General features: G+C 59.6%; 23 protein-coding genes and 1 pseudogene. 13 read left to right on the forward strand and 11 right to left on the reverse strand.

Annotated elements, in window-relative coordinates; translation table 11 throughout:
- Positions 1-163 precede the first annotated feature (163 nt).
- Together nadE and cho are read left to right on the forward strand one after the other, a co-directional pair.
- A complete protein-coding gene (nadE, locus tag JLG71_RS16305) occupies positions 164-991 on the forward strand; it encodes an ammonia-dependent NAD(+) synthetase (protein ID WP_004850083.1) in 828 nt (275 codons plus the stop codon).
- A 107-nt stretch (positions 992-1,098) separates the two neighbouring features.
- Positions 1,099-1,959: an excinuclease Cho gene (gene cho / locus JLG71_RS16310; protein ID WP_200913691.1), complete on the forward strand. Its 861-nt coding sequence runs from the start codon at positions 1,099-1,101 to the stop codon at positions 1,957-1,959.
- Between the two features lie 34 nt (positions 1,960-1,993).
- On the opposite strand, the gene JLG71_RS16315 is transcribed toward cho, so the two are convergent.
- The 8 genes from JLG71_RS16315 to astC all read right to left on the reverse strand — a co-directional run bounded on the left by JLG71_RS16315 (position 1,994) and on the right by astC (position 11,633).
- On the reverse strand, positions 1,994-4,036 hold the full coding sequence (locus tag JLG71_RS16315) for a DUF2207 domain-containing protein (RefSeq protein WP_103814043.1): 2,043 nt from the start codon (positions 4,034-4,036) through the stop codon (positions 1,994-1,996).
- A 4-nt stretch (positions 4,037-4,040) separates the two neighbouring features.
- Entirely contained in the window at positions 4,041-4,583 is a 543-nt protein-coding gene (locus JLG71_RS16320) for a LemA family protein (protein ID WP_014228982.1), read from the reverse strand.
- 194 nt (positions 4,584-4,777) lie between these two features.
- Positions 4,778-5,260, reverse strand: a complete 483-nt coding sequence (spy, locus tag JLG71_RS16325) for an ATP-independent periplasmic protein-refolding chaperone Spy (protein ID WP_014228981.1) — start codon at positions 5,258-5,260, stop codon at positions 4,778-4,780.
- Positions 5,261-5,609: 349 nt separating this feature from the next.
- Positions 5,610-6,575, reverse strand: a complete 966-nt coding sequence (gene astE / locus JLG71_RS16330; protein WP_032749485.1) for a succinylglutamate desuccinylase — start codon at positions 6,573-6,575, stop codon at positions 5,610-5,612.
- Positions 6,576-6,584: 9 nt separating this feature from the next.
- Positions 6,585-7,910: an N-succinylarginine dihydrolase gene (gene astB / locus JLG71_RS16335; protein ID WP_009653522.1), complete on the reverse strand. Its 1,326-nt coding sequence runs from the start codon at positions 7,908-7,910 to the stop codon at positions 6,585-6,587.
- The gene (gene astD, locus JLG71_RS16340; RefSeq protein ID WP_047724036.1) at positions 7,907-9,385 is read right to left on the reverse strand and encodes a succinylglutamate-semialdehyde dehydrogenase; all 1,479 of its coding nucleotides are present in this window, start codon (positions 9,383-9,385) and stop codon (positions 7,907-7,909) included. The genes astB and astD overlap by 4 nt, the downstream gene beginning before the upstream one ends.
- On the reverse strand, positions 9,382-10,416 hold the full coding sequence (gene astA / locus JLG71_RS16345) for an arginine N-succinyltransferase (protein WP_014228978.1): 1,035 nt from the start codon (positions 10,414-10,416) through the stop codon (positions 9,382-9,384). Before astA ends, astD begins: the two co-directional genes overlap by 4 nt.
- Positions 10,413-11,633 (reverse strand): succinylornithine/acetylornithine transaminase, encoded by a 1,221-nt coding sequence (gene astC, locus JLG71_RS16350; RefSeq protein WP_064358733.1) that lies wholly within the window; start codon positions 11,631-11,633, stop codon positions 10,413-10,415. Before astC ends, astA begins: the two co-directional genes overlap by 4 nt.
- Before the next feature lie 444 nt (positions 11,634-12,077).
- Between astC and xthA the strand changes: the two genes are divergently transcribed.
- The 8 genes from xthA (at position 12,078) to JLG71_RS16390 (ending at position 19,662) form a co-directional block, all read left to right on the forward strand.
- A complete protein-coding gene (gene xthA, locus JLG71_RS16355) occupies positions 12,078-12,884 on the forward strand; it encodes an exodeoxyribonuclease III (RefSeq protein WP_004850068.1) in 807 nt (268 codons plus the stop codon).
- 210 nt (positions 12,885-13,094) lie between these two features.
- The gene (locus JLG71_RS16360) at positions 13,095-13,730 is read left to right on the forward strand and encodes a TVP38/TMEM64 family protein (RefSeq protein WP_369815896.1); all 636 of its coding nucleotides are present in this window, start codon (positions 13,095-13,097) and stop codon (positions 13,728-13,730) included.
- Complete coding sequence (locus JLG71_RS16365) at positions 13,720-14,418, forward strand: TVP38/TMEM64 family protein (protein ID WP_049070246.1); 699 nt, start codon at positions 13,720-13,722, stop codon at positions 14,416-14,418. The genes JLG71_RS16360 and JLG71_RS16365 overlap by 11 nt, the downstream gene beginning before the upstream one ends.
- Positions 14,415-14,966 carry a carboxymuconolactone decarboxylase family protein gene (locus JLG71_RS16370; protein ID WP_014228973.1) on the forward strand — a complete coding sequence of 184 codons (552 nt, stop codon included), beginning with the start codon at positions 14,415-14,417 and terminating at the stop codon, positions 14,964-14,966. Before JLG71_RS16365 ends, JLG71_RS16370 begins: the two co-directional genes overlap by 4 nt.
- Positions 14,967-14,975: 9 nt before the next feature.
- Positions 14,976-16,136, forward strand: a complete 1,161-nt coding sequence (locus JLG71_RS16375; RefSeq protein WP_102802807.1) for an ABC transporter substrate-binding protein — start codon at positions 14,976-14,978, stop codon at positions 16,134-16,136.
- Positions 16,109-17,644: an ABC transporter permease subunit gene (locus JLG71_RS16380; RefSeq protein WP_049070248.1), complete on the forward strand. Its 1,536-nt coding sequence runs from the start codon at positions 16,109-16,111 to the stop codon at positions 17,642-17,644. Before JLG71_RS16375 ends, JLG71_RS16380 begins: the two co-directional genes overlap by 28 nt.
- On the forward strand, positions 17,644-18,276 hold the full coding sequence (locus tag JLG71_RS16385; RefSeq protein ID WP_014228970.1) for an ATP-binding cassette domain-containing protein: 633 nt from the start codon (positions 17,644-17,646) through the stop codon (positions 18,274-18,276). Before JLG71_RS16380 ends, JLG71_RS16385 begins: the two co-directional genes overlap by 1 nt.
- A gap of 78 nt (positions 18,277-18,354) precedes the next feature.
- A complete protein-coding gene (locus JLG71_RS16390; RefSeq protein ID WP_102802809.1) occupies positions 18,355-19,662 on the forward strand; it encodes a rhodanese-like domain-containing protein in 1,308 nt (435 codons plus the stop codon).
- 139 nt (positions 19,663-19,801) lie between these two features.
- On the opposite strand, the gene JLG71_RS16395 is transcribed toward JLG71_RS16390, so the two are convergent.
- A complete protein-coding gene (locus JLG71_RS16395; protein ID WP_046878586.1) occupies positions 19,802-20,419 on the reverse strand; it encodes a CDP-alcohol phosphatidyltransferase family protein in 618 nt (205 codons plus the stop codon).
- Between the two features lie 86 nt (positions 20,420-20,505).
- Between JLG71_RS16395 and JLG71_RS16400 the strand changes: the two genes are divergently transcribed.
- Together JLG71_RS16400 and gdhA are read left to right on the forward strand one after the other, a co-directional pair.
- Complete coding sequence (locus JLG71_RS16400) at positions 20,506-20,916, forward strand: pyrimidine (deoxy)nucleoside triphosphate diphosphatase (protein ID WP_009653472.1); 411 nt, start codon at positions 20,506-20,508, stop codon at positions 20,914-20,916.
- A 182-nt stretch (positions 20,917-21,098) separates the two neighbouring features.
- A complete protein-coding gene (gene gdhA, locus JLG71_RS16405) occupies positions 21,099-22,442 on the forward strand; it encodes an NADP-specific glutamate dehydrogenase (protein ID WP_014838187.1) in 1,344 nt (447 codons plus the stop codon).
- 95 nt (positions 22,443-22,537) lie between these two features.
- Here the strand turns inward: gdhA and JLG71_RS16410 are convergent.
- Positions 22,538-24,470 (reverse strand): annotated as a pseudogene (locus JLG71_RS16410) (DNA topoisomerase III); the annotation flags it as partial.
- Between the two features lie 4 nt (positions 24,471-24,474).
- On the reverse strand, positions 24,475-25,518 hold the full coding sequence (gene selD / locus JLG71_RS16415; RefSeq protein ID WP_014228965.1) for a selenide, water dikinase SelD: 1,044 nt from the start codon (positions 25,516-25,518) through the stop codon (positions 24,475-24,477).
- A 227-nt stretch (positions 25,519-25,745) separates the two neighbouring features.
- Here selD and phoC point away from each other — a divergent pair, with 227 nt between their 5' ends.
- Positions 25,746-26,492: an acid phosphatase PhoC gene (gene phoC, locus JLG71_RS16420; protein ID WP_032749502.1), complete on the forward strand. Its 747-nt coding sequence runs from the start codon at positions 25,746-25,748 to the stop codon at positions 26,490-26,492.
- Positions 26,493-26,701 lie beyond the last annotated feature (209 nt).

Genomic DNA, 26,701 nt, shown 5'->3' on the forward strand with positions numbered 1-26,701 from the left:
GTGGAAATGAAGCGAAATTAAGAGCTTTCCAATAATAAATCCCCTCTTGTTGAGGTTGCCTGCTTTTGCTTCACTCAAAATTGTGATCCTTGTCGTTTTACCGGCAAAGAGGTAGGTTAAACCACTGCTGATTGGCAAACAGATTCACTTCCCGGAGGGCGCAATGACGCTACAACAAGAGATTATTCAGGCGCTGGGCGCAAAACCCCAGATCGATGTCGAAGCCGAGATACGCCGCAGCGTAGACTTTTTGAAGGCCTATCTTCAGAGATACCCTTTTATTAAATCACTGGTCCTCGGCATCAGCGGCGGCCAGGATTCAACGCTAACCGGTAAATTGTGTCAGTTAGCCATCAACGAACTGCGTGCCGAAACCGGTGACAGCAGCCTGCAGTTTATTGCCGTGCGCCTGCCCTACGGCGTGCAGGCGGATGAGCAGGACTGCCAGGACGCTATCGCTTTTATTCAGCCGGATCGCGTATTAACGGTCAATATCAAAGGCGCCGTGCTGGCCAGCGAACAGGCGCTGCGCGAGGCCGGGATTGAACTTAGCGACTTTGTTCGCGGTAACGAAAAAGCCCGCGAACGCATGAAGGCGCAGTACAGCATCGCCGGAATGACCCACGGCGTCGTGGTGGGTACCGACCATGCGGCGGAAGCCATTACCGGATTCTTCACCAAATACGGTGATGGCGGTACGGATATTAACCCTATCTTTCGCCTTAACAAACGCCAGGGCAAACAGCTGCTGGCCCAGCTAGGCTGCCCGGAGCATCTGTATAAAAAGCTGCCGACCGCCGATCTTGAGGACGACCGCCCCTCCCTGCCGGACGAAGTGGCGCTGGGCGTGACCTACGAAAATATCGATGATTATCTGGAAGGCAAAGCGCTGGATGAGAAAATTGCGAAAACGATTGAAGGCTGGTATTTGAAAACCGAGCATAAACGCCGACCGCCGATTACGGTCTTCGACGACTTCTGGAAAAAGTAATTCGCCTCTCCCCCCTCCGCCCCGACCCGGTTCGGGGCGATTTTTTATCCTTTTCGCCTCTTCCTTCGACTGCTATACTGGATAAATAACCAGCACCAGGAGCAAAAGTGGCAAGAAGGCAATCCGCCCCGCGTCTCGAATTTGAAGCGGCGGCAATTTATGAGTATCCCGAACATCTGCGACCGTGGCTTGAGGCTTTGCCCAGGCATCCGGGGGTGTATCTGTTCCACGGCGAAAGCGATACCCTACCGCTCTATATCGGGAAAAGCGTGAATATCCGCAGCCGGGTGTTGTCGCATCTGCGCACGCCCGACGAAGCGGCGATGCTGCGCCAGTCCCGGCGCATTACCTGGCAACGAACGGCGGGAGAGCTGGGCGCACTCTTATTAGAGGCACAGCTCATTAAAGAACAGCAGCCGCTATTCAATAAGCGTCTGCGGCAAAACCGGCAGCTATGTTCATTACGCCTGGCTGACGCCCGTCCGCAGGTGGTGTACGCCAGCGAGCTGGATTTTTCCCTGCAAAGCGATCTCTATGGTCTTTTTGCCAACCGCCGCGCGGCGCTGCAGGCGCTGCAAAAAATTGCCGACGAGCATCGCCTGTGCTACGGATTAATGGGCCTTGAGCCGCTCAACCGCGGGCGGGCCTGCTTTCGTTCGGCGCTCGGCCGCTGCGCGGGCGCCTGTTGCGGAAAAGAGAGCGTTGAAGCACACCAGCAGCGTCTGGTCGACAATATGCAAAAGATGCAGCTGGTATGCTGGCCCTGGGCCGGGGCGATCGCGCTGGAAGAGAGCAGCGAGGATATGACCCAATACCACATTATTCAAAACTGGCTTTGGCTTGGCGCGGTAGAGTCTCTGTCGCAGGCGTCATCACTCACGCGCCTGTCGGCCAAATTTGACCATGACGGTTATAAAATATTGTGTAAGCCGCTGCTCAGCGGCCGCTATAAGCTCCATCCTCTGTGAGGCGAATGTCAGCCCCGATGCGCTATCGGGGCAATTACCAGCCGCCCCCGCCGCCGCCGCCCGAGCCGCCTCCGGATGAACCGCCTCCGGAGGAACCGGAGCCGCTGTAACCTGAACCTGATGATGAACCGCTCCCTGAACCGCTATCCGGCGTTGACATAGAGGCGGTTCGGCAGGCTTCGCTGAAGTGGTGGACGCTTCCCCAGTCGGCGCCGGCAAACGCATGCGACACGGCGCCTGTACTACTCAGGTAGTGGGCAAAGGTATTTGCCCATGTTTTCCCTACGCCAAGCGCCAGGGCAACCGGCAGCAGCGCTTCAAAATGGGAAATCATCTGCTCGGGCGGATAGATAATCTGATAACGATGCTTTTCGGCGGTGCCCAGATAGCGCATCAATCCTTTCGCGATAGCCAGTTCATCAAGCCCGCGCTGCGTATAGCGAGGCGTTTTCCAGGCAACGAAAACGCACAGCACCAGCGCGGCAATAAGCGCGCCAATGTATCCTGACGGAAGCTGGGTGATGGGCAGTATACCAAAGAGAAAAATCCCGCCTCCCAGCGTCGCGAAGGGGCCGAAGATCGCCCAAAAAAAGAGCGGCACCGGCCCCCAGGCACGCCACATTTCCCGCGGGCGGCATATAAAGCGCAGCAAACAGGCGAGCATCGCTCCGCCAATCAGCATAAAAACCGCGGCCGGTATCGTCAGCAGCGCGGCCTCCGTATTAACCCAAAGACCGCAGGCCACCGGCACCAACAGCGCAATGTAGATGCAGCGCCGCAGCGGCTGCCCCCATTTGCGAAATAATTTATCCCGCTGCGCTTCACAACGCTTTTCCTGCTCTGCACGCGCTGTCTGCATCGATCGCTGATGGGCCTTGCTGAGATCGATATTTTTTTGTTTACCTTTAAAGAGCGTACTTAATAGCTGCCTGTCATCATAGTTTAATTGCCGGTTTCCCTCGACGGGCAAACGGGTCAGCCGCTGTTTTACGCCGGCGTTCGCAAGCCACGGGTTAGGGGTGTGTTGACTGTCCCCGCTGACCGCCATTCCGCGTTTAGCCACCAGCGCTAATAAATCGCTACTAAAAGCCACATCATCATATTTACGCCGGGTGATAAAACGCAGGTAGCCAGGAGACATGCCGGGAGGCGGCGAATAAAGCGCAACGACCGGCGGCATTTTTAGCCCGGCTTTGGTGACGTTTTTTCGCCACCACATCAGGTAATAAGCGGCCATCAGCAGCAGAGGTAGCCAGACCACGCAGGTTTTTAGGGTGGGGATAAGGAGATGCACCAGCGGCAAAGCGGCCTCCGGCGCCGGAGCGTCGGCAAGGATCGACCGAGGCCAGGTATAGACAACGGTCAGCCCCTCCCCCCGCGCCAGAGGCCGCAGGGTGCGTACGCTACCGTCAGGAAGCACCTGCGCGTTGTGTTCTTTCGCCCCTGCGACGCCGGTATAAACATCAAGCGATCGCACTCTGGCGTTCTTAGCGTCGGCGTTGAGATTTCCGGCGGCGTCCGGCAGTTCAAGACGAAAGCTGGCCTTGCTGATAGGCCACGCCCAGTCATTGCCCGTCACGTTCCAGTAAAGCTCATCCCATTCGGGGAAGCGGCTGAAATGGTTGCTGATTTGATAGCGAATCTCGTAGTTATAGATCCCTGGTTTCAGGACCCGTTCGCCGCTGCCAATGCGTACCGTCAGTTTTTTTTCTGCTTCATCAAGGCTAAACGGCTCAGGCACGCCATCGCGCGACACCGACTCGATCGCGTAATACACGCGAAAGATCTTGCCGTCCTGGCGGTTCCAGGTCAGGGGCAGCGTACGGAAAATCCCCCGCCGAATCTGCCTGCCCAAAGAAAGTACTTTGATATTTTCCCGCATCTCCATGCTACCGTCCGGGTTAAAGCGCGCCCGGGCATCGAAAGAGAGGATATGTTCATACGCTGGAATAGCGCCAACGGGAAGCTGGGAAGCATCCTTGATGATGATCATGTCGCCGGCGGCAAAAGCCGCGCTGATGTTCAGAAGCAGCAGCAGGACGAGGGTGCGCAGCCCCCGAAAAAGTAAATTCGCCATTTAATCACGCCATTCGCGGTGATTTAGCTTCTTCTGGTGAGTCCAGCTCGAAGAAAACTTCCGTTTGAAAATTAAACAGTCGCGCCAGCAGCAGGCTGGGGAAAGACTCGACCAGGATATTGAAATCGCGCACCGTACCGTTGAAGTAGCGGCGAGCCATCTGCAGCTGCTCTTCTATTTCGCTGAGAGATTGCTGTAAGGCAAGGTAGTTTTCGCTGGCTTTAAGTTCCGGGTACGCTTCGCCAAGCGCGAAAACGCGCCCTAGCGTACCAGAGTACTGGCGTTCGCTGTCGGCGATCTGTCGGGTGCTGCCGACCAGTTCGCCGCGCTGGCGGGAGATCTCTTCCAGCAGTTCTTTTTCATGCTGCGCATAGCGTTTCACCAGGCTCAGTAGATTCGGCGCCAGGTCGTGGCGGCGCTTAAGCTGTACGGCAATGCCGCTCCAGGCTTCGTCCTTGAAACGTCGCAGGGAGATAAAGCGGTTATAGGTCATCACGACCCAGATGAGGACGACAACGAGGACGGCGAGGCCGATATACATTTCCATATGCAAGATCCATGAGCAGAGTAGGCTTTAGACCAGGACACCAGAGTCCGTGGCGATGGCACTACTCATACTGGCACATTCGTCCCTGCCGGGTAAATCAGCTTGTCGCTACAGATAAAGAAAAACCGCCGGTCCTGCCCAAAGCCTGTTGGCGTTATTGGGCAAGACCGGCGGTCTTAAGTCAGCGCGCTGAGTTATTCAGCAGGTGCAGGCATTTTACCTTCCGGCGCTTTACGATCTGTCAGATGCTTCTCAAAATTGGCATTGAACTGCTTTTTCTGTTCCGGCGTCAGAATGTTGTAAATCTTGTTCTGGGTTTCCAGACGAGCCAGCGCCATCTCTTTATGCTGGGCTTCCATCTTATCAATCTGCGCTTCCGCTTTTGCCTTATCGAAGGTATCGCTGGCTACCAGCTCATGCATCGCGCGGCGCTCATCCAGGGACGGACGCTTCATGTTGTCGCGCTGGCTCTTCATAATGTCGCGGATTTGCGTTTTCTGCGCATCGGTCAGGTTCAGCCCTTTAAACATCATTTCATGTGGGCCCGCAGGTCCGCGCTTATGATGCATCATCGGCGCGTTATCGGTTGGGGTTGCAGTAGCGTCAGCCGCGTGGGCCAGGTTAGCCGCGCCCAGAGCCAGAGTAGAGGCAACAAACAGTGCAGTAATCTTCTTCATAGTTCAATCCTTACTTTGCGTTATTCTTACGGCGCGTTGCCGTGTTGACGAGATTAACTTTACGACGTTTATCGTCAATTAATCAGAGCAAGCGTAAAACATTGAAAGTGTAAAAAACATTTTCTCGCCAATTATGGAGAAAATAAGGAAAATGAGGGGATAAATGCAATAAAAAATAAATAAGCAACTGTTTTAATGGGAAATTATGAAGATTATAAATCAGCGGAGATTAAAAACAAAGCATTTAACCAGGAATAATCTGCAATCAATGGACAGAGCACGAAAAAATAAGATGACTGCGGAAAAATAAACGCTGAAATAAATGCCGCCGCCCGGACGGGCGACGGATTCACCGGAAGCGCTCCAGCATGAGCCCGGCGCGCTGGCCGAAGGCGACGCTGGGGTTGGGAAACAAAACGTACTCTTGATCCCTTTCCACTATGTAGCGGGTATCGCCATCCTCAGCAAGCAGCGTCCCGGCGGCAAACGGCGTAAAGTTCAGCGTCTGCGCCGACATATGCAGCCGGAAACTGTCGCTGCTGCGGGTAATTTGCTGTACCACCCTGTAGCGCAGCGGCGCGTGCGCCTCTTCCGCCGCCACTTCTCCCGCCAGCAGCAGCGACAGCGCGCGTTGAGTCGCCGCGAACAAGCGCAGATCGTTTTCGCCAAAAGGTAGCGCCTTGCCGAGCTCCAGCGTGCAGGAGCGCGCGCCGAAGCGTTCGCAGCTGAAATGGGTAAAAGTCCCGCCAGGCTGCTGATGAAACACCAGCGCCTCCAGCCCTGCCGCCCCTAACCAGCGCAAAAACGCTTCATCCCACGGCGTATCCCGCGCCGGCAGGACACCAAAGCGGGTATGCAGCGAACCGCGTATGGCGGTATGTAAATCCAGGTGCCAGCGCTCGCCGGGCGTCCCGGCATAAAATCGCGCCAGCGCATGCTCCAGCTGCCGGGCGCGAACGGTTTCATCGCTGGCGCTAAAAGCGCGCCATCGCTCGCCGAACATCCGGTTGATATCGCTGTGCATATAGCGCTTGTTGGCCCGCAGCGCCGGAGGGTTACCAAAGATCGCCAGCAGCCGCCAGCGGAGCGGTATTTCCCCACGAAACAGCTGCCGCAGCAGTAAATCGGTGATTTCGACCGGCGCGGTTTCATTGCCGTGAAGCCCGGATGACAAAACCAATGACCGATCGCAGGGTTCATGAGGAATGAGCTGCAGAATACCGCAGTCAATCCAGTGCCAGCGGAAATGCGCGGTTTGACCGTGGAAATGGTGGGGCAGACGCCCCGCCAGAGTAAGAGCCAGAAAGTCGTCCACGACGCCTCCTTATTGCTGAAACGGATACACTGAGCCCAGGCGCAGGATTTGCGTTAAGCGGTCGAGCGCCTCGCGGCCTTCGCGCAGCAGTTGCGGATCCGCGAGATCAACCTGGGTCAGGCGATCGCGATAGTAGCGGTCTACCCAGTCATTAAGGGTGGCGAACAGCGTATCGTTCATCATGACCGCCGGATTCACCGCCTGTCGCTCGTCCTCCGTCAGCACCACCCGCAGCCTCAGGCAGGCAGGGCCGCCGCCGTTGGCCATGCTTTCGCGCAGATCGTAAACCTGTAGCTCATCGATGGGGTTATCGCCCTCCACCAGCCGGTTCAGGTAGCGCCAGACGCCCGGGTGTTCCTGCGCTTCCAGCGGCAAAATCAGCCGCATCCCGCCTTCTTCTTTGCTCAGCAGCTGGCTGTTGAACAGATAGGTCGCTACCGCCTCTTCAACCGAAACCTGACTCGCCGGCACCACCAGCGGCGTAAAGCCGGAGACCTGCTGCGCCAGCTGCTGCAGGAGCTGCGGCTGGTCAACAAACGCCTGCTCGTGGCAAAACAGCACCTGCTGATTGCTTACCGCAATCACATCGTTATGAAACACGCCTTTATCAATCACCGCCGGATTTTGCCGGGCGAAAATCACCTGCCGGGGATTGACCTGATTCAGGCGGGCGACGGCCTGGCTGGCCTCAAGCGTCTGCCGCGCCGGGTAGCGCAGCGGATTATCTTCGCCCCCCTGCTGGCGGCCGTAAATAAACAGCTGCACGCCGGGCGCGCCGTAGTCGCCGCCGAGGCGGTTGTGGTTTGCCGCCCCTTCATCGCCGAACAGCGATACCTGGGGCAGCGCGCCGTGTACGGCAAACCGCTGCTCATCGGGGAAAATCGCCCGCAGCAGCGCTTCGGTGGTCGGCGCTTCGCTGGCGCGATGGAATTTATCGTTCAGGTTGGCGACGGTCAGATGCACCCGGCCATCCAGCGAATCGGCCGAGGGGGAGACCGTGGCGGCGTTAGCCACCCACATCGATGACGCGGAGCTGACCGCCGAGAGCAGTTCCGGCGCCTGGCGCGCCGCCTTTTCCAGCACCTGCTCATCGCTACCGCTAAAACCGATCTGCCGCAACAGCGGAATGTTTGGCCGCTCCTGCGGCGGGATCAGCGCCTGCGGATAGCCCGCATCCGCCAGCGCTTTCATTTTTTTCAGCCCCTGCTTTGCCGCCAGCTGCGGGTTCGACACCCGATAGCGGTGCTTCGTCGAGGCTTCGTTGCCGAAAGATAAACCCGCATAGTGGTGGGTCAGGCCCGGCAGCCCGTCAAAGTTCACTTCCCGGGCTTTCATTGTGATGTCTCCTTACGGAAATTCAGCCCGGGGCTGAGGGTTGCCGGCAGCGCCAGCTCCGGTGATTCGAGACTGGCCATCGGCCAGGCGCAATAGTCTGCGGCGTACCACGCCCCCGGCCGGTGGTTACCGGAAGCGCCGGTACCGCCGAACGGCGCGGTGCTGGCGGCGCCGGTTAAGGGTTTGTTCCAGTTAACGATCCCGGCCCGCGCCTCCAGCAGCAGTTGGTCGAATTTGTCGCGTTCGGCGGAGATCAGCCCGCAGGAAAGCCCGAAACGGGTCGCGTTAGCGAGGGCAATCGCCTCATCGAAATGGTCATAGCGCCAGACGCAGAGCAGCGGCCCGAAGACCTCTTCGTCGGCCACCTGCGCCACCGCGCTCATCTCGATAATACCCGGCGTCAGCAGCGAGGTTCCGGCCTGCAGCAGGCGCGGCTCCAGCAGGGTTTTTCCGCCGCTGGCCACGTGGGCCAGCCAGGCCTGATGTACCTTTTGCGCGGCCTGCGCTGAAATTAACCCGCCGAGGAATGGCTGAGGTTCAGCGTCCCACGCGTCGGGAATCAGCGTTTGTGACACCGTCACAAGCCGCTGAAGAAACGCATCGCCGGCCTCGCCGCGTTTTACCAGCAGCCGGCGCGCGCAGGTACAGCGCTGTCCGGCAGTAATAAACGCCGACTGAATGGTCAGATGGACCGCGGCGTCGATATCCTGTGGGTCATCGACGATCAGCGGGTTGTTGCCGCCCATCTCAAGAGCGAGAATTTTTTCCGGCTGCCCGGCAAGCTGGCGATGAAGTTGAAAACCCGTCGCAGAGCTGCCGGTAAATAGCAGGCCGTCGATGTCCGCCTGGCCGCTCAGCGCTTCGCCGGTTTCCCGCCCGCCCTGGAGCAGGTTAAGCACGCCCGGCGGCAGGCCGGCTTCGGCCCATAGCTTCACCACCGCCTCTCCGCTTTGAGGCGTCAGCTCGCTGGGTTTGAATACCACGGTATTTCCCGCCAGCAGCGCCGGAACGATATGCCCGTTAGGCAGATGTCCGGGAAAATTGTAGGGGCCAAAGACCGCCAGCACGCCGTGCGGCCGATGGCGAAGCGTCGCCTCTCCGTCCGCCATCGCGGTCTGTGCTTCCCCCGTACGGCTATGATACGCGTTCACCGAAATGGCGATTTTGTTGATCATCGCGGTAATTTCCGTTGCCGCTTCCCAGCGCGGTTTGCCGGTCTCCTGGGCGATAATCCGGGTTAATTCGCCTTTGTTTGCTTCCAGTAACGAAGCAAATTTTTCCGCTATCGCTTTCCGGGCGGCAAACGGCTGACGCGCCCACGCGGGAAACGCCGCGCGCGCCGCGGTGACCGCCAGCGCCACCTGCCCGGCATCGGCATCGTTGCCCTGCCACAGCAGCGCCTGGCTTACCGGGTTATGTTTACTACGGGCCGGGCCGCGACCGCTTTGCCAGTCGCCGTTAATCCATAAACTCATGATTTTTTCTCCTCAGGGCACAGACGAACCAGGCGAATCTGGTCGCCAGGGTGGCATTTCAGGGCATCCAGCTCGCGCGCGCTTAGCACCAGGCGGTCGCTCTCCGGGTCGGCGTGAACCAGCATGGCGCGAAACTGCTGGTACTGCTCATTAGCAACCAGACAGGCCGGCCACTCGCCCGGCGCGGGCTGGCCTTCAACGACGGTGACCAGCCGGCTTTTGCGAATGGCCCGCACCCGGTCAATTTCGCACTCCAGCGTCGGGCCGCCGTCGAAGATATCGACGTAGTTGAGATAGCGAAATCCCTCTTTCTCCAGCACCGCGCGTGCCGGCGCGGTTTGCGGATGGACCTCGCCGATGACCGCTCGCGCTTCGTCGCTTAAAAAGTCGATATACAGCGGGTGCTTCGGCATCAGCGCGGCGATGAACGCCTTCTGCCCGGTGCCGCACAGGTAGTCGGCGCGGGAGAACTCCATCGCGAAGAAGCGTTTCCCGAGACTCTCCCAGAACGGCGAGTAGCCGTGTTCGTCAATGACGCCGCGCATTTCCGCCACGACCTTATCGTTGAAACGTTCGCGAAAGGCGGCCATAAACAGAAAACGCGATTTCGACAGCAGATAGCCGTTGCCCTCTTTACGCCATTTTGGATCCAGGAACAGCGTACACAGTTCGCTGCTGCCGGTATGGTCGTTACTGAGAAACAGCGTCGGCAGGGCGTTGTAGACGTTAAGCTCTTTCGATGCGTGCACCTGGGTACCGACGCGATAGTTGTACCAGGGGTCGTTAAGCCCCACGGCCACCTCAATGGCGCAAATTCCCGCTACCGCGCCGCTGGCGCAGTCCTCAAGAACGAACACATAACCCTGCTCGCTTTTCGGCAGCTCGCCGCGCCAGGTCATCTGCGAACGTTCAATGCGCGCGGCCAGCGTGGCTTCATCGGCCGGCAGCGACGTCAGGCCGCCGCCGGTCTCGCCCGCCAGGGTCATTAGCCCCGGCAGATCGCCTTTTTCTACAGGACGGATCACCATCATGATGAGACCCCTGCGAGAAAGCGTTTGCAGGCCAGTTCGAAGCGATCCAGCCCGGCGTTGATCTCTTCTTCGCTGATAATCAGCGCCGGAGCGAAACGCACCACGTTGGCTCCGGCGATCAGCATCATCAGCCCCTCTTCCGCCGCCTCATTACTGATGGTCTTCGCCTTGCCGGCATATTCATCCTTCAGCACGCAGCCGATAAGCAGCCCCAGGCCGCGAATCTCTTTAAACAGGCCGTAACGCGCGTTAATCGCGTTGAGCCGTTCGCAGAACCATTGATGGCGCTGCTTAACGCCGCTGAGCACTTCGCGGGTGTTGACGATGGCAAACACTTCTCCCGCCACCGCGCAGGCCAGCGGGTTGCCGCCGTAGGTCGTGCCGTGGGTGCCGACGGTCATCACGCTGGCGCAGCGCTCCGATGCCAGCAGCGCGCCGATCGGGAAACCGCCGCCCAGCGCTTTCGCGGTGGAAAGCACGTCCGGCGTCACGCCGTAGTGCATATAGGCGTACAGCTCCCCGGTACGGCCGACGCCGGTCTGGACTTCGTCGAAAATCAGCAGCGCGTTGTGCGCATCGCACAGTTCACGCAGGCCGCGCAGGAAGTCCGCATCCGCAGGCACGACGCCGCCTTCACCCTGCATCGGTTCAACGATCACCGCGCAGGTATTGTCGTCGATCAGCGCCTTTGCCGAGTCGAGGTCGTTATAGATGGCGTGCTGAATCTGCGGCGGCAGCGGCGCAAAATCCTGCGAATAGGCCGGCTGGCCGCCAGCGGAAACGGTAAACAGCGTGCGGCCGTGGAAGGCATTCTTGAACGCCACGATGCCGCTTTTCTCACTGCCGAAACGATCGTGGGCATATTTGCGCGCCAGTTTTAGCGCCGCTTCGTTGGCTTCGGCCCCGGAGTTACAGAAAAAGACCCGGTCGGCAAAAGTGGCGTCAATCAGCTGCTTAGCCAGACGCAATACCGGCTCATTGGTATAGCCGTTACCGGTATGCCAGAACTTTTCCGCCTGCGCGGTCAGCGCTTTAACCAGCCGAGGATGAGCGTGACCGAGGGCGTTCACCGCAATGCCGCCGGCAAAATCGATATACTCTTTTCCCTGCTGATCCCACAGGCGTGACCCCTCGCCGCGTACCGGAATAAAAGCCGCTGGCGCGTATACAGGCATCATCCATTCATCAAAGTTGCTACGCGTAATTGACTGAGACATATCGACCTCTTCCGGTAAATAAAAAGTTTAAATAATGTTAATGAATATGGTTATTACGCTGTAAATGTAGATTGCACGGTTCGTGCCAGCCAGAGGTAAAAATGCATAAATCGAGGTCGTCAACGAAATATCAATAAGTTACGAAAGACCGCTATTCACATAAAATGCATAAAAAGTGAATAAAAATACTAAAAGAGGCTTTTGCAGTGGAATAAAAAGAAAGATTATGCAGGAGTAAGATATAATTCTGTAATTGTGATCCTTGACGAAATTTATCGGCAATAATCGCCCTTTTTTGGCGCAGCGCGTTCCAGAATGGTGCACAGTTTGTGCAAACAGGCTACCAACCGCTGCAATCGGCAGAATAAAGCGCCTTTGCGCAGCCAGCCCGGCGAATTTCTGCTACCATCCCTGCACTATTCACCTTGCACAGTGGCAGCGACTATGAAATTTGTCTCTTTTAATATCAACGGCCTGCGTGCCCGCCCGCATCAGCTGGCCGCCATCATCGATAAACACCAGCCCGACGTCATCGGCCTACAGGAAACCAAAGTTCACGACGATATGTTTCCTCTCGAAGAGGTGGCAAAGCTGGGCTATAACGTCTTTTATCACGGGCAGAAAGGCCATTACGGCGTCGCGCTGCTGACCAAAGAGACGCCGATCTCCGTGCGTCGCGGTTTCCCAAACGATGGTGAAGAGGCCCAGCGCCGCATCATCATGGCGGAAATCCCTTCCCCGTTTGGCAACGTGACGGTGATTAACGGCTATTTCCCGCAGGGCGAAAGTCGCGATCATGAAACCAAATTCCCGGCGAAGGCGGCGTTTTATCAGAACCTGCAAAACTACCTTGATACCGAACTGAATAAAGAGAATCCGGTACTGATCATGGGCGACATGAATATCAGCCCGACCGATCTCGATATCGGCATCGGTGAAGAGAACCGCAAGCGCTGGCTGCGTACCGGCAAGTGTTCCTTCCTGCCGGAAGAGCGCGAATGGATGGAGCGCCTGCTGGGCTGGGGCCTGGTGGATACTTACCGCCATGCGAATCCGCAGGACAACGAACACTTCTCGTGGTTCGACTATCGCTCTAAGGGCTTTGACGATAACCGCGGGCTGCGTATCGATCTGCTGCTGGCAAGCACCCCGCTGGCGCAGCGCTGCATCGAAACCGGCATCGACTACGAAATTCGCGCAATGGAAAAGCCGTCCGACCACGCGCCGGTATGGGCGACCTTTAAAGTCTAAATATTCCCTCCGTCAGGCTCTCCCGTCCGGAGAGCCTGAGCCATATCAAAAAAGCCGCCGTCAGAGATTGTGAACGGCGGCAAACTATTATACTGTCGCGCGCACTTCAGACCGCCCGCGCCATACAGGAGAACCCAATGCAAAAGAAGCCGTCATAAAGCAGAATATAAGCTGCTTTTTGTTGTGGTGATATTGAGCATTGTCGCCTGTATTATTCAGCAATCGGGTTTTGCCGGGCTGGTTACCCATTTTGATCGTCTGCGCGAAATGATCCGCCAGAGCGGCGCCTTCGGCTATACGCTCTATATTCTGCTGTTTATCGTCGCCACCCTTTTTTTGCTACCGGGCACTCTTTTAGTGATTGCCGGCGGGGTGATTTTCGGTCCGCTGGCGGGAACCTTGCTATCGCTGCTGGCGGCGACGCTCGCCTCCTCCGCGTCGTTTCTGTTCGCCCGCTGGCTGGGCCGCGAGCTGCTGCTTAAATACGTCGGGCAGACGGCGATTTTTCAGGCCATTGAAAAAGGCATCGCCCGTAGCGGCACCGATTTTTTAATTCTGACCCGGCTCATCCCGCTGTTTCCCTATAATGTACAGAACTACGCCTATGGCCTGACGGCGATTCCATTCTGGACGTTTACCTTTATTTCCGCCCTCACCACCTTGCCCGGCATATTTATCTATACGCTGATGGCCAGCGAGCTTATCCGCGAGGGTATCACCCCCCTGTTTATACTGAAGCTGACCCTCGCGGGGCTGGCCTTATTTGTCCTGATTCAGGCGGCGAAAAGATATGCCCGCTATCGGCGAATCGAGACATCACGGATACAGGCTCACGATGAAAAATAGCAACGCGCGCTACCGGATAGCCATCGGCATGACGCTGTTTGCGCTTCTGCTGGCATGGTGGCTGATACCCGGCGTCAATGAGTTTATGCAGCGCAGCCTCGCCGCTTTTGCCACGCTCGATCAGCAGGCTATTGAACGCTTTATCGACTCCTGGGGCCCGCAGGCGGCGCTGGTCTCCTTCGCCCTGATGATTTTGCAGGCGATTATCGCCCCGCTTCCCGCCTTCCTGATCACCTTCGCTAACGCTTCCCTGTTCGGCGCCTTCTGGGGCGGCGCGCTGTCGTGGGTGAGCGCGATGGCCGGCGCGGCGCTGTGCTTTTTTATCGCCAGAGCGCTCGGCCGCGACGCGGTGGAAAAGCTCACCGGCAAGAGCGTACTGCAGAGTACGGATGGCTTTTTTACCCGCTACGGCAAACACACCATATTAATCTGCCGTCTGCTCCCTTTCGTTCCCTTCGACCCGGTGAGCTACGCCGCCGGGCTGACGTCAATGCGCTTTCGCCACTTTATGCTGGCCACCGGTCTAGGCCAGCTGCCCGCGACGATAGTCTATTCGTGGACCGGCAGCCTGCTGACCGGCGGCACATTCTGGCTGATGACCGGTTTATCGATCCTGTTTGCGCTGGCGATTGTGGTGGTCGTCGCGAAAGCGCTCTATCTTGAACAACAAAAGAGGCGTTCACGATGAGCTTACCCCCTCTGAAGTCCATTCCGCTGATTCTTCGCCCGCAGGCCTGGCTGCATCGTCGCCACTACGGCGAGGTGCTCAGCCCTATCCGCTGGTGGGGCCGTATTCCGCTGGTGTTTTACCTGGTGTCGATGTTCGTCGGCTATCTGGAACGCAAGCGTTCGCCCCTCGATCCGGTGCTGAGATCGCTGGTCAGCGCCCGCGTCGCGCAGCTGTGCCTGTGCGAGTTTTGCATTGATATCACCAATATGAAGCTGGCGGAACGCAGCGGCGGCAGCGCTAAGCTGCTGGCGGTCGCCGAATGGCGGGACAGCGCGCTATTCAGCGACCGCGAGCGGCTGGCGCTGGAGTATGCCGAGGCGGCCAGCATGACGCCGCCGGTGGTCGACGATGCGCTGCGCGACAGGCTGGCAGGCCAGTTTGACGCCCGCGCGCTCACCGAACTCACGGCGCTGATCGGTTTACAAAACCTGTCGGCGCGCTTTAATTCGGCCATGGCGATCCCCGCCCAGGGATTGTGCCGGATCCCAACCGATTCAAAACCATAAGGAGTGGTTATGCGCAGTGTGCTGGTCTTCGCTTTGCTGTTGCTCTCCCCGCTGGCCGCCAGCGCCGGCTGGCAATCCCTACAACAAGAAGCCCGCGGCCAGACGGTGTGGTTTAACGCCTGGGGCGGCGATCCGGCGGTGAACCGCTATCTCGACTGGGTCAGCGGTGAGGTAAAGCGCGACTACGCTATCGACCTGCGCATCGTGCATATTGCGGATGCCGCCGACGCGGTAAAGCGCATCCAGACCGAAGCCCGCGCCGGACGCAGTAAAGGCGGTTCCATCGATCTGCTGTGGGTCAACGGCGAAAACTTCCGCACCCTGAAAAACGTCAGGCTGCTGCAAACCCGGTGGGCGGAAACCCTGCCCAACTGGCGCTTTGTCGATACGCAAAAGCCGGTGCGCGAGGATTTCTCCATCCCCACCGACGGCGCCGAGTCGCCGTGGGGCGGCGCGCAGCTCACTTTTATCGCCCGCCGCTCACAAACGCCCGACGGGCCCACCACTCCGCAGGCGCTGCTGGCTTTCGCCGCCGCGCATCCCGGCAGCGTCACCTACCCGCGTCCGCCGGATTTTACCGGTACCGCGTTTCTTGAACAGCTGCTGCTGACGCTGACTCCGCGGCCCGACGCGCTACGCCAGCCGCCTGAGGAGGCCACCTTCGCCGCCGTGACCGCGCCGCTGTGGCACTATCTTGATCGGCTTCACCCTCTGCTGTGGCGCCAGGGCCGCGACTTCCCGGCTTCGCCCGCCCGCATGGATGCCATGCTTAAAAATGGGACCCTCAGGCTGTCCATCACCTTTAACCCGCTGCACGCGCAGCAAAAAGCGGTCAGCGGCGAGCTGCCGAAAGACAGCTACGGTTTCGGCTTCCGCGAGGGGATGCTTGGCAACGTCCACTTTGTGGCGATCCCGTCCAATGCCCGGGCGACGGCGGGGGCGAAAGTGATCGCGAATTTCCTGCTCTCGCCGCAGGCCCAGCTGCGCAAGGCCGACCCGACGGTGTGGGGCGACCCCAGCGTGCTGGATCCGGCGAAATTAACCGAGACTGAGCGGCAGGCCTTTAACGCCGTTGTGCCGCAGAATATGCCGCCGATGCTGGGTGAACCGCACGCGGCCTGGGTTGACGCGCTGGAGCAGGAATGGCTGCGCCGCTACGGCACGCACTAAGGCTGCTGGCCTGGGCCGCCGTCGCGCTGATCTATCTGCCGCTGCTGCCGGCCGCTGCGCTGATGGCGCTTCCGGCGCTCCGCCGCGCGCGCTGGCTGTCGCTGTTTGCCGACCCGCAATTCAGCCAGGCGCTGGCGGCGACTCTCGTCTCAACCCTGCTATCGGTTGGCGGCGCGCTGATCATCACGCTCACCGTCGTGGCCGCACTCTGGCCGTCGGGCGGCTGGCGGCGGCTGGCCGCAAGGCTCCCTCTGCTGCTGGCGGTACCTCACGTGGCCTTCGCCACCGCAGCCCTGCTGCTCTTCGCCGATGGCGGCTGGCTCCCGCGCCTGTTGCCCTTTTTTACCCCGCCGGTTGACCGCTACGGCATTGGACTGGGCCTGACGATGGCGCTCAAAGAGAGCGCGTTTCTGCTGTGGGTGGTTTATGGCCTGTTAGGCGAGAAACGCCTGGCCGGACAGGCGACGGTATTAAAAAGCCTCGGCTACGGACGCTGGCAGTGCCTGAAATGGTTAGTCTTGCCCACGCTGCTTCCGGCGCTGTCGATAGCGCTGCTGGCCACCGCCGCCTGGAGCCTTTCGGCGGTCGACGTCGCGCTGGTGATTGGCCCGGGTAACCCGCCGACGCTGGCGGTGCTGGCCTGGCAATGGTTAAGCCAGGGCGATGAGATCCAGCAGGCGAAAGGCGCCCTCGCCAGCCTGGTACTGCTGCTGACGCTGGCCATCATGGCGCTGGCGGCGTGGGGAGTCTGGCGTCTCTGGCGACGGCGGATCCCGCAGGTTCAGGGGATCCGCCACCCGCAGCCGCGGGCGCTCGCCGGGAAAAGCTTCGCCCTTCTTCTACCGCTGTGCGGCGTGGCCTGCGCCCTGCTGCTTGCCGCGGCGGCGCAGAATAGCCAGCCGGTCAGCGATAGCGTCGGCAACAGCCTGTGGCTTGGACTCTGCTCAGCGTCGCTAGGCGCGGTTATCTGCCTGCTGTGGCTGGCGTCTGGCCCCTCCCGTTTCGACGGATGGATCTGGCTGCCGCTGATTTTACCGGCGCTGCCGCTGGTAGACGGCCAATATCAGCTGGCGCTGTATACGTGGCTGGACGGTGAGTGGATCGCCGTTTTATGGGGGCACCTGCTGTGGGTCGTGCCGTGGATGCTGTTTATTCTGCGTCCCGCGTGGCGCGCTCGCGACCCGCGCATGGAGCTGCTCGCCCGCACCCTCGGCTGGCAACGAGGCCGCATCTTCTGGCTGGTTACCTTACCCGCCCTGACGCGTCCTCTGCTGACCGCGCTGGCGGTGGGCTTTTCGGTAAGCATCGCGCAATATCTGCCGACGTTATGGCTGGGGGGCGGACGGTTCCCGACGCTCACCAGCGAAGCCGTCGCGCTGAGCAGCGGCGGCGAGACGTCCACTCTGGCCGCGCAGGCGCTATGGCAGCTACTGCTGCCGGCGCTGTTTTTTGCCGCCACCGCGCTGCTGGCCTGGCTGACCGGCCGCTATCGACAAGGATTACGCTAATGTTGATCGTCAAAAACCTGACTCTCAGCCTCAACGGAGAGCCGCTGCTGCGCAACGTCGACTTTTCCGTTGCTCCCGGCGAGATACTGACCCTGATGGGCCCCTCGGGCAGCGGTAAATCAACTCTGTTCGCCTGGATGGTCGGCGCGCTGGCGGAGAATTTTCGCGCCGCCGGCGAGCTGTGGCTGGATAACCAGCGCTGCGACAGTTTACCCACCGAGCGACGGCGCATCGGCATCCTGTTCCAGGACGCGCTGCTGTTCGACCACTTCAGCGTCGGGCAAAATTTACTGCTGGCGCTTGCCGCTGACGTCCGCGGCCCCCAGCGCAAAGCCCAGGTCGAACAGGCGCTGGAGCGCGCCGGTCTGGCGGGGTTTTATACGCGCGATCCGGCCACCCTTTCCGGCGGCCAGCGGGCGCGGGTCAGCCTGCTGCGCGCCCTGCTGGCCCGACCGCGGGCGCTGCTGCTGGATGAGCCGTTTAACCGCCTCGACGTTGCGCTGCGCGCCGATTTTCGCCGCTGGGTGTTCAACGAACTGGCGCGGCAGGCGATCCCCGCGGTGCTGGTCACGCATGATGACCAGGATACGCCCGCCGGCGGGCGCTGTTTGCATATGGGGCTCTGGCAATGAAAGCCTGCGCTATCGCAAAGAATTCTCCGCGTTGTTCGCGGAGAATTGCCGCTCAATTTTCTACTGCCGGGCATTTCGATGAAACGTGTTTCTCAATTGACCGCACTCGCCCTGCTGATGGGGCTTGCTGCTGCTTCCACCTCCGCCGCTGACACCATGCCAACGCTAATGCTTTCCACGCTGCAACAGCACAACGGCGTCGCTATTGACACGCGCCTTAGCGCTTTCTATAACGGTTGGCCGCAAGGCGCCGACGGCCCTCAGGGCCATGAACCGCAGGCGCTCAACCTCGCCGCCAGCTGGCTTGGCTCGCTGAACGATGAACAGCTGAGCGCCTGGGCTAAGCTGCACAATCTGCAGGCCTCTACGCCGATTGCGCTGTACGGCAACGCCGACGACAACGCGAAAGTCGCGGCGCGCCTTAAGGCGGCTGGTTTCACTCACCTCAGCTCGCTCGGCGACGCCCTGAGCCAGGCGGACCGCCTGCAGAAGCTGCCGCATTTTGAACAGCTGGTGTATCCGCAGTGGCTGCACGACCTCCAGCAGGGTAAACCGGTCACCGCCGCGCCTGCCGGGCACTGGAAGGTGTTCGAGGCCGCCTGGGGCGCGCCGAAGTTTTATCTGCTGAGCCATATTCCGGGCGCCGGGTATATCGATACCAACGAGGTGGAGAGCGAGCCGCTATGGAACAAAGTCTCCGACGCGCAGCTTAAAGCGATGCTGGCAAAACACGGTATTCGCCATGACACCACGGTGATTTTGTACGGTCGCGACGTGTATGCCGCCGCCCGCGTGGCGCAGATCATGCTCTACGCCGGGGTGAAGGATGTGCGCCTGCTCGACGGCGGCTGGAAAACCTGGTCCGACGCCGGGCTGCCGGTCGAGCGCGGAACGCCGCCGAAGCAGAAGCCCGAGCCGGAGTTCGGCGCGCCGATCCCGGGTCAGCCGCAGCTGATGCTCAATACCGAGCAGGCTCGCGCCCTGCTGCACCGTCAGGACGCCTCGCTGGTGAGCATTCGTTCCTGGCCGGAGTTTATCGGCACCACCAGCGGCTACAGCTATATCAAGCCGATGGGGGAGATTGCCGGGGCCCGCTGGGGCCATGCCGGAAGCGACTCCACCCATATGGAGGATTTCCATAATCCGGACGGCACCATGCGTAGCGCAGATGATATCGCCGCGATGTGGAAATCATGGAATATTCTGCCGAACCAGCAGGTCTCTTTTTACTGCGGTACCGGCTGGCGCGCCTCAGAAACCTTTATGTACGCCCGGGCGATGGGCTGGAACAACGTCTCGGTCTACGACGGCGGCTGGTACGAGTGGAGCAGCAACCCGAAAAACCCGGTCTCGCGCGGGGAACGCGGCCCGGAAAGCAGTATGTAATTCGCCTGTTGGCCATATGCACCGCCGGGAAGCATCCTTCCCGGCGCATTCCCGAAGACGGCGCTGGCGCACCGGACCGCTGACGACTGCGGCCCCGTAGCCCGGCTAAGCGCAGCCCGAGCCGGGAAAAACCCGCCCATCAATCTCTTACCTGCTTCAGGGTAAGGTATCCGCTCCACACCCGCGTAAAGGTCGTCAGCCAGCACAGTGCGCCAAACATCCACGCCAGCCACGCAAACCACGCCGGGAACAGGCAGCTCAGCACAAACAGCGCGATAGTTTCCGTCCCTTCCGTCAGCCCGCCGAGATAATAAAACGATTTGTGGGCGTAGCCCGGATTATCGATTTGATGCTTAGCCGCCAGCGCGGCAAAGGCGAGAAAGCTGCTGCCGGTGCCGATAAACGCGAACAGCAGCCAGCCGCCCGCCAGCGCGTTGTGCGCCGGATCGGCAAGAATAAAGCCAAACGGCACCAGGGCGTAAAACAGGAAATCGAGCGAAATATCGAGAAAACCGCCCGCATCGGTTAATCCGCGTCGCCGGGCCAGCGCGCCGTCCAGGCCATCCAGCAGTCGGTTGAGCACGATCGCCGCCAGCGCCGCCGGATACCAGCCCAGGGCTAAAAACGGCAGCGCCAGCACGCCAATCGCAAAGCCAAAGAGCGTCAGGCCATCGGGAGAGATAGCCGGACGATCCAGCAGGGCGACGGCGGCGTTGAGGACAGGTTTCAGGCGGGGATGCAAATGACGGTCAAGCACAAAGTCTCTCCAGCGAATTCAGGGTTGTTTGACGGGGACAAGGACGGTGATAATAGGCCATTATCCCGTACAGAACGATGATTCACATGCTAAAAACCCTTGATGTTGTTGCCGCCATTATCGAACGCAACGGGCAAATTCTGCTGGCGCAGCGGCCGCCCCACGCGGATCAGCCGGGAATGTGGGAACTGGCCGGCGGTAAAGTCGAACCCGGCGAAACCCAGGCCCAGGCGCTGGCGCGCGAGCTCCAGGAGGAGCTGGCGATCGACGCCCGGCCGGAATGCTACATCGCCAGCCACCAGCGCGAAGTGTCCGCCCGCCTGATACATCTTCACGCCTGGTGGGTTCCGCATTTTAACGGCGAACCCATCGCCCGCTACCACAGCCAGCTGCGCTGGTGTTCACCGCAGGAGGCGTTAACCTTCCCTCTTGCGCCAGCCGATATTCCCCTGCTCGAAGCCTTTATCGCCCAGCGCGCCGCTCTCCATTCCCGCTAATTTTATCGGGTGGTTGTCATCGTTTTTGATTATGACCACCGCCTGATTATAAATTTTGCTTTCTGAACAATTTTTCCTTGCTTAACTAACGATTTCCGATGGTATAGTCGGAAAATCGGCTTTTTCAAGGGCCGAATCATAATAAATAGACGCAACCACAACCATAAGGGGAACTTATATCTATGGATCAGACGTGCACTCTGGAAGGTTTTCTCGCCCGCGTTCAACAGCGCGATCCAAATCAAACTGAATTTGCTCAGGCGGTCCGCGAGGTGATGACCACCCTGTGGCCATTCCTTGAGGAAAATCCGCGCTATCGTCAGATGAATTTGCTGGAACGTCTGGTTGAACCGGAGCGTGCTATCCAGTTCCGCGTCGTTTGGGTTGATGACCGCAATCAGGTTCAGGTTAACCGCGCCTGGCGCGTGCAGTTCAACTCCGCCATCGGCCCGTATAAGGGCGGTATGCGTTTCCATCCCTCTGTAAACCTGTCGATTCTGAAATTCCTCGGCTTTGAACAAACCTTCAAAAACGCCCTCACCACCCTGCCTATGGGCGGCGGTAAAGGCGGCAGCGACTTCGATCCTAAAGGAAAAAGCGATGGCGAAGTGATGCGTTTCTGCCAGTCGCTGATGACTGAGCTGTATCGCCACCTCGGTCCGGATACCGACGTGCCGGCCGGTGATATCGGCGTGGGCGGTCGTGAAGTGGGCTTTATGGCCGGAATGATGCGTAAGCTCTCCAACAACAGCGCCTGCGTCTTCACCGGTAAAGGCCTCTCCTTCGGCGGCAGCCTGATTCGTCCGGAAGCCACCGGTTACGGACTGATTTACTTCACCGAAGCGATGCTTAAGCGCCACGGTTTGGGCTTTGAAGGGGCTCGCGTCGCGGTGTCCGGGTCGGGCAACGTGGCGCAGTACGCGATTGAGAAAGCCATGGAGCTCGGCGCGCGGGTGATTACGGCTTCCGACTCCAACGGTACCGTGGTTGACGAGTCTGGCTTTACCAAAGAAAAACTGGCGCGCCTGATCGACATTAAAGAGCGCAGCCACGGCCGCGTGGCGGATTACGCGCGCGAGTTCGGCCTGACCTACCTTGAAGGTAAGCAGCCGTGGTCCGTGCCGGTGGATATCGCTCTGCCGTGCGCCACGCAGAACGAGCTGGACGTCGACGCTGCCCGCCAGCTGATTGCCAACGGCGTGAAGGCCGTCGCGGAAGGCGCCAACATGCCAACCACTATCGCGGCGACCGATCTGTTCCTCGAAGCGGGCGTGCTGTTCGCGCCGGGTAAAGCGGCCAACGCCGGCGGCGTCGCCACTTCAGGACTGGAAATGGCGCAGAACGCCGCGCGTATGGGCTGGAAAGCAGAGAAAGTGGATGCCCGTCTGCACCATATCATGCTGGATATCCACCACGCCTGCGTTGAATACGGCGGTGAAGCGAAGCAGACCAACTACGTACGCGGCGCGAATATCGCCGGTTTCGTGAAGGTCGCCGACGCAATGCTGGCGCAGGGTGTTATTTAAGTCCACTCGCTGACTGACCCCCTGTATATGGGTTCGGAGCATAATTGAAAAACCCCGGTTTCCCGGGGTTTTTTATTGCGGGCTTTCCGCCGCAGGGCCGGCGGCGCTTTTTTTATCTTTCGCTTTGGCTCTGCCTTTCCCCTTGCTAAAGCTCTTCTTGCCGTCGCCCGGGGCCACAATTCCGCGGAAGCGGCGTACCGGCGTGCTCCTGGCCTGGTCGATAAGCTGGAACAGGGTACCGACCAACGGCTGCATAAAGTCCTGATAGCGGCACTGCTTCTCGCTGATTTGCGTCAGAATCGATTCCCAGTGGGCGGTCATATCCGGGCGCGTCGCCATTTCAGGCAAAGAGTGAAACAGCGCCTTCCCGGCGTCAGTGGAGTGGATATAGCGCCCTTTCTTGGTTAAGAAGCCGCGTTTGAACAACAGTTCGATAATCCCGGCGCGGGTTGCCTCCGTACCGAGGCCATCCGTTGCGCGCAGGATTTTCTTCAGGTCTTTATCCTGCACAAAGCGGGCAATACCGGTCATCGCCGATAGCAGCGTCGCATCGGTAAAATGACGCGGCGGCTGGGTCTGACGCTCCACCACTTCGCCTTTTTCGCACAGCAGCTCGTCATCCTTTGCCACCACCGGCAGCGGCATGCCGTCGTTCTCTTCATCGCGCTCTTTATTGCCCAGCAGGGTTCGCCAGCCCGCTTCCGCCAGAAAACGCGCTTTGGCAACGAACTTGCCGTTGGCGATATCGAGATCGATCTGGCATTTGCGGAACACCGCATCCGGGCAGAACTGCATCAGATACTGGCGGGCAATCAGGCCGTAAACCTTTTCTTCGTTGTCGCTGAGTTTTACCTGCGAACTGCGGGCGGTCGGAATAATCGCGTGGTGGGCATCGACCTTTTTATCGTCCCAGCAGCGGTTACGGATCTCCGGATCCACCACCGGCTGCGGCAGCAGATCCGCCGCGTGCACGCCGATCGCGTTCAGCACCGCATGGCGCCCGGCAAAATGCTCCTCCGGCAGGTAGCGGCTATCCGAACGCGGATAGGTAATCAGCTTATGGGTTTCGTACAGCTTCTGGCAGATATCCAGCACGTTCTGCGCGCTAAAGCCGAAGCGCTTCGCGGCTTCAATCTGCAGCGCCGAGAGGGAGAACGGCAGCGGCGCTGGCTCAGAGTCCCGCTTATCGTTATAAGCGGTGACCGTCGCCGGCTGCCCCTCAATGCGCTTGACGACGTGCTCGGCAAGCGAGCGATGCAGCAGTCGCCCCTCTTCATCCTGGTACGGTTCGCAGGCCTCGCTGGGCACCCAGGTGGCGACAAAACGCTCATCCTTGGGGGTAACGATATGCGCCTTGACGTCGAAGAAGTCTTTAGCGACGAAGTTTTCAATCTCTTCATCGCGGCGTACCACCAGGCCAAGCACCGGCGTTTGCACGCGCCCGACCGAGAGTACCCCCTGGTAACCCGCGTTACGGCCAAGGATGGTGTACGCGCGGGTCATATTGATCCCGTATAGCCAGTCGGCGCGGGCGCGGGCCAGCGCGGAGACGCACAGCGGAACAAATTCGCTGTTGGCGCGCAGGCGGTTAATCGCCCGCTCCACCGCCTGCGGGTTAAGATCGTTAATCAGACAGCGCTGCACCTGCTGACGCTTTTCCGGCGCCAGCTGCAGGTAGTCAAGTACCTCATCCACCAGCAGCTGCCCCTCTCTGTCCGGGTCACCCGCATGAATGACTTCCTGCGCATCGCCGAGCAGACGCTTAATCACATTAAGCTGTTTGGTCACCGACGGTTTAGGCTGGAGCTGCCACTTTTCCGGCACGATAGGCAAGTCGAGCAGGTTCCAGCGCGCATAGCGCGCATCGTAGACGTCGGGCTGGGCCTGCTCCAGCAGGTGGCCGATGCACCACGTGACCACCTGCCCGTTACCGCACTCAATGTAGCCGTCGCCTTTGCGATGCGGTTTTGGCAGCACATCGGCGATGGCGCGACCGAGACTCGGTTTTTCTGCAATAAACAGCCGCATGAAATCAACGGATCTCGATCATGGGGCGTCCGCCGCGGGCGGTAACCAGCTCGCCGATAGCGGTAAGCGTGATACCAAACTCAGCGGCGGCAGCCTGCACCTCAGCTTCGGCTTCCGGCGTTACCGCCAGCAGCAGACCGCCGGAGGTTTGCGGATCGCACAGCAGATCGCGCCACGCTGGCGGCATGTCGCCCATCAAATGGCCGTAGCTGGCAAAGTTACGCCCGGTACCGCCCGGCACCGCGCCCGCCGCGATGTAGGCTTCGACGCCGGGCAATTTCGGGATATCCGCATAGGTAAGCTGCGCCTGTACGCCCGCGCCGCGGCACACTTCGCTCAGGTGGCCCAGAAGCCCGAAACCGGTGACGTCGGTCATCGCTTTCACGCCGTCGATATTAGCAAACGCCGAGCCAACGAGATTCATCTGACACATGGTTTCCGTCGCCAGCCCCTGGTGCTCAGGCTTCAGCAGCGACTTTTTCTCCGCGGTGGTCAGCACGCCAATACCCAGCGGTTTAGTGAGATACAGCTTGCAGCCGGCCTGCGCGGTGCTGTTTTTCTTCACCCGCTCGGTCGGGACGACGCCGGTCACGGCAAGCCCGAAGATGGGTTCCGGAGCGTCAATGGAGTGGCCGCCGGCAAGCGCGATCCCCGCCTGCTGGCAGGCAAAGCGTCCGCCCTCAACCACCTGACGGGCAATTTCCGGCGCCAGGGTATTAATGGGCCAGCCGAGAATAGCGATCGCCATAATCGGCTTACCGCCCATGGCGAAAATATCGCTGATGGCGTTGGTCGCCGCAATGCGCCCAAAGTCGAACGGGTTGTCGACGATCGGCATAAAAAAATCGGTAGTACTGACGATCGACGTGCCGTTACCGAGATCGTAGACCGCGGCATCATCGCTGGTTTCGTTGCCCACCAGCAGATTCGGGTCGATAAATTTGGCCTGGTCGCTTTGCAGGATAGTTTCCAGCACCTTAGGGGAAATTTTACACCCGCAACCGGCTCCGTGGCTGTATTGCGTTAAACGAATGGCTTGCTCGCTCATGGACATCTCCTGTCATTGCAATCCCGATATGGTAGCGCCCAAATGGCGGAGTGGTAAGTGCGACAGTCCGAAATCGCGTATGGTTGCTCATTAAGCAGACAAAAAACCGATTTTGCGATGCGGCCCCGCTTTTTCAACGTGATTTTACCCTTTACTAAAAAATGACAGAAATATGACAAGCATAAATTCTGTTTTCTCTGGACATATAACAACGTAAGGAAGTTTTCATGAAAAAGCGTGTTCTCGCCGTTTGCCTGGCCAGTCTCTTCTCCCTTAACGCTTTCGCCCTGGTTCCCGCCGGTAACGACGTCACCACAAAACCCGATCTCTACTACCTGACCAACGCCCAGGCCATCGACAGCCTGACGCTGCTGCCGCCGCCGCCGGAAGTGGGCAGTATCGCGTTTTTAAACGATCAGGCGATGTATGAGAAAGGCCGTCTGCTGCGCGGCACCGAGCGCGGTAAGCTGGCGGTTGAAGACGCCAACCTGAGCGGCGGCGGCGTCGCCAACGCCTTCTCCGGCGCCTTCGGCTCGCCCATTACCGCCAAAGATGCGCCGGAGCTGCACAAGCTGCTCACCAACATGATTGAAGATGCCGGCGACCTGGCGACGCGAGGAGCGAAGGAGAAGTACATGCGCATTCGCCCATTTGCGTTTTATGGCGTCGCCACCTGTAACACCAAGGAACAGGATACGCTGTCGAAAAACGGCTCCTACCCCTCCGGCCACACCTCTATCGGCTGGGCCACCGCGCTGGTGCTGGCTGAGATTAATCCCCAGCGGCAAAATGAAATCCTTAAGCGCGGCTTTGAGCTCGGCGAGAGCCGGGTGATCTGCGGCTATCACTGGCAGAGCGACGTAGACGCGGCGCGTATCGTCGGTTCGGCGGTCGTCGCCACGCTGCATACCAATCCGGCCTTCCAGCAGCAGCTTCAGAAAGCGAAAGACGAATTCGCGAAACGACAGAAGTAACATCGTCGCCGTTGAATGCCCGGAGGCGGCGTCTGAAACGCTCTGCCTCGGCTACGGGTTCCCAGCCGTCCGCGGTTTGGTAGTCCGGACTGGTGCGCCAGCACCGCCTCCGGGAAAGGTGTCAAGTCTGATACACTGACACTGCTTCCACCCGGCTCGCGCTGCGCTTAGCCGGGCTACTTCCCCCGAGGAGGCGGTGAGCCGGGCCC

Source organism: Klebsiella michiganensis, assembly GCF_015139575.1.
In the GTDB taxonomy this organism is placed as follows: domain Bacteria; phylum Pseudomonadota; class Gammaproteobacteria; order Enterobacterales; family Enterobacteriaceae; genus Klebsiella; species Klebsiella michiganensis.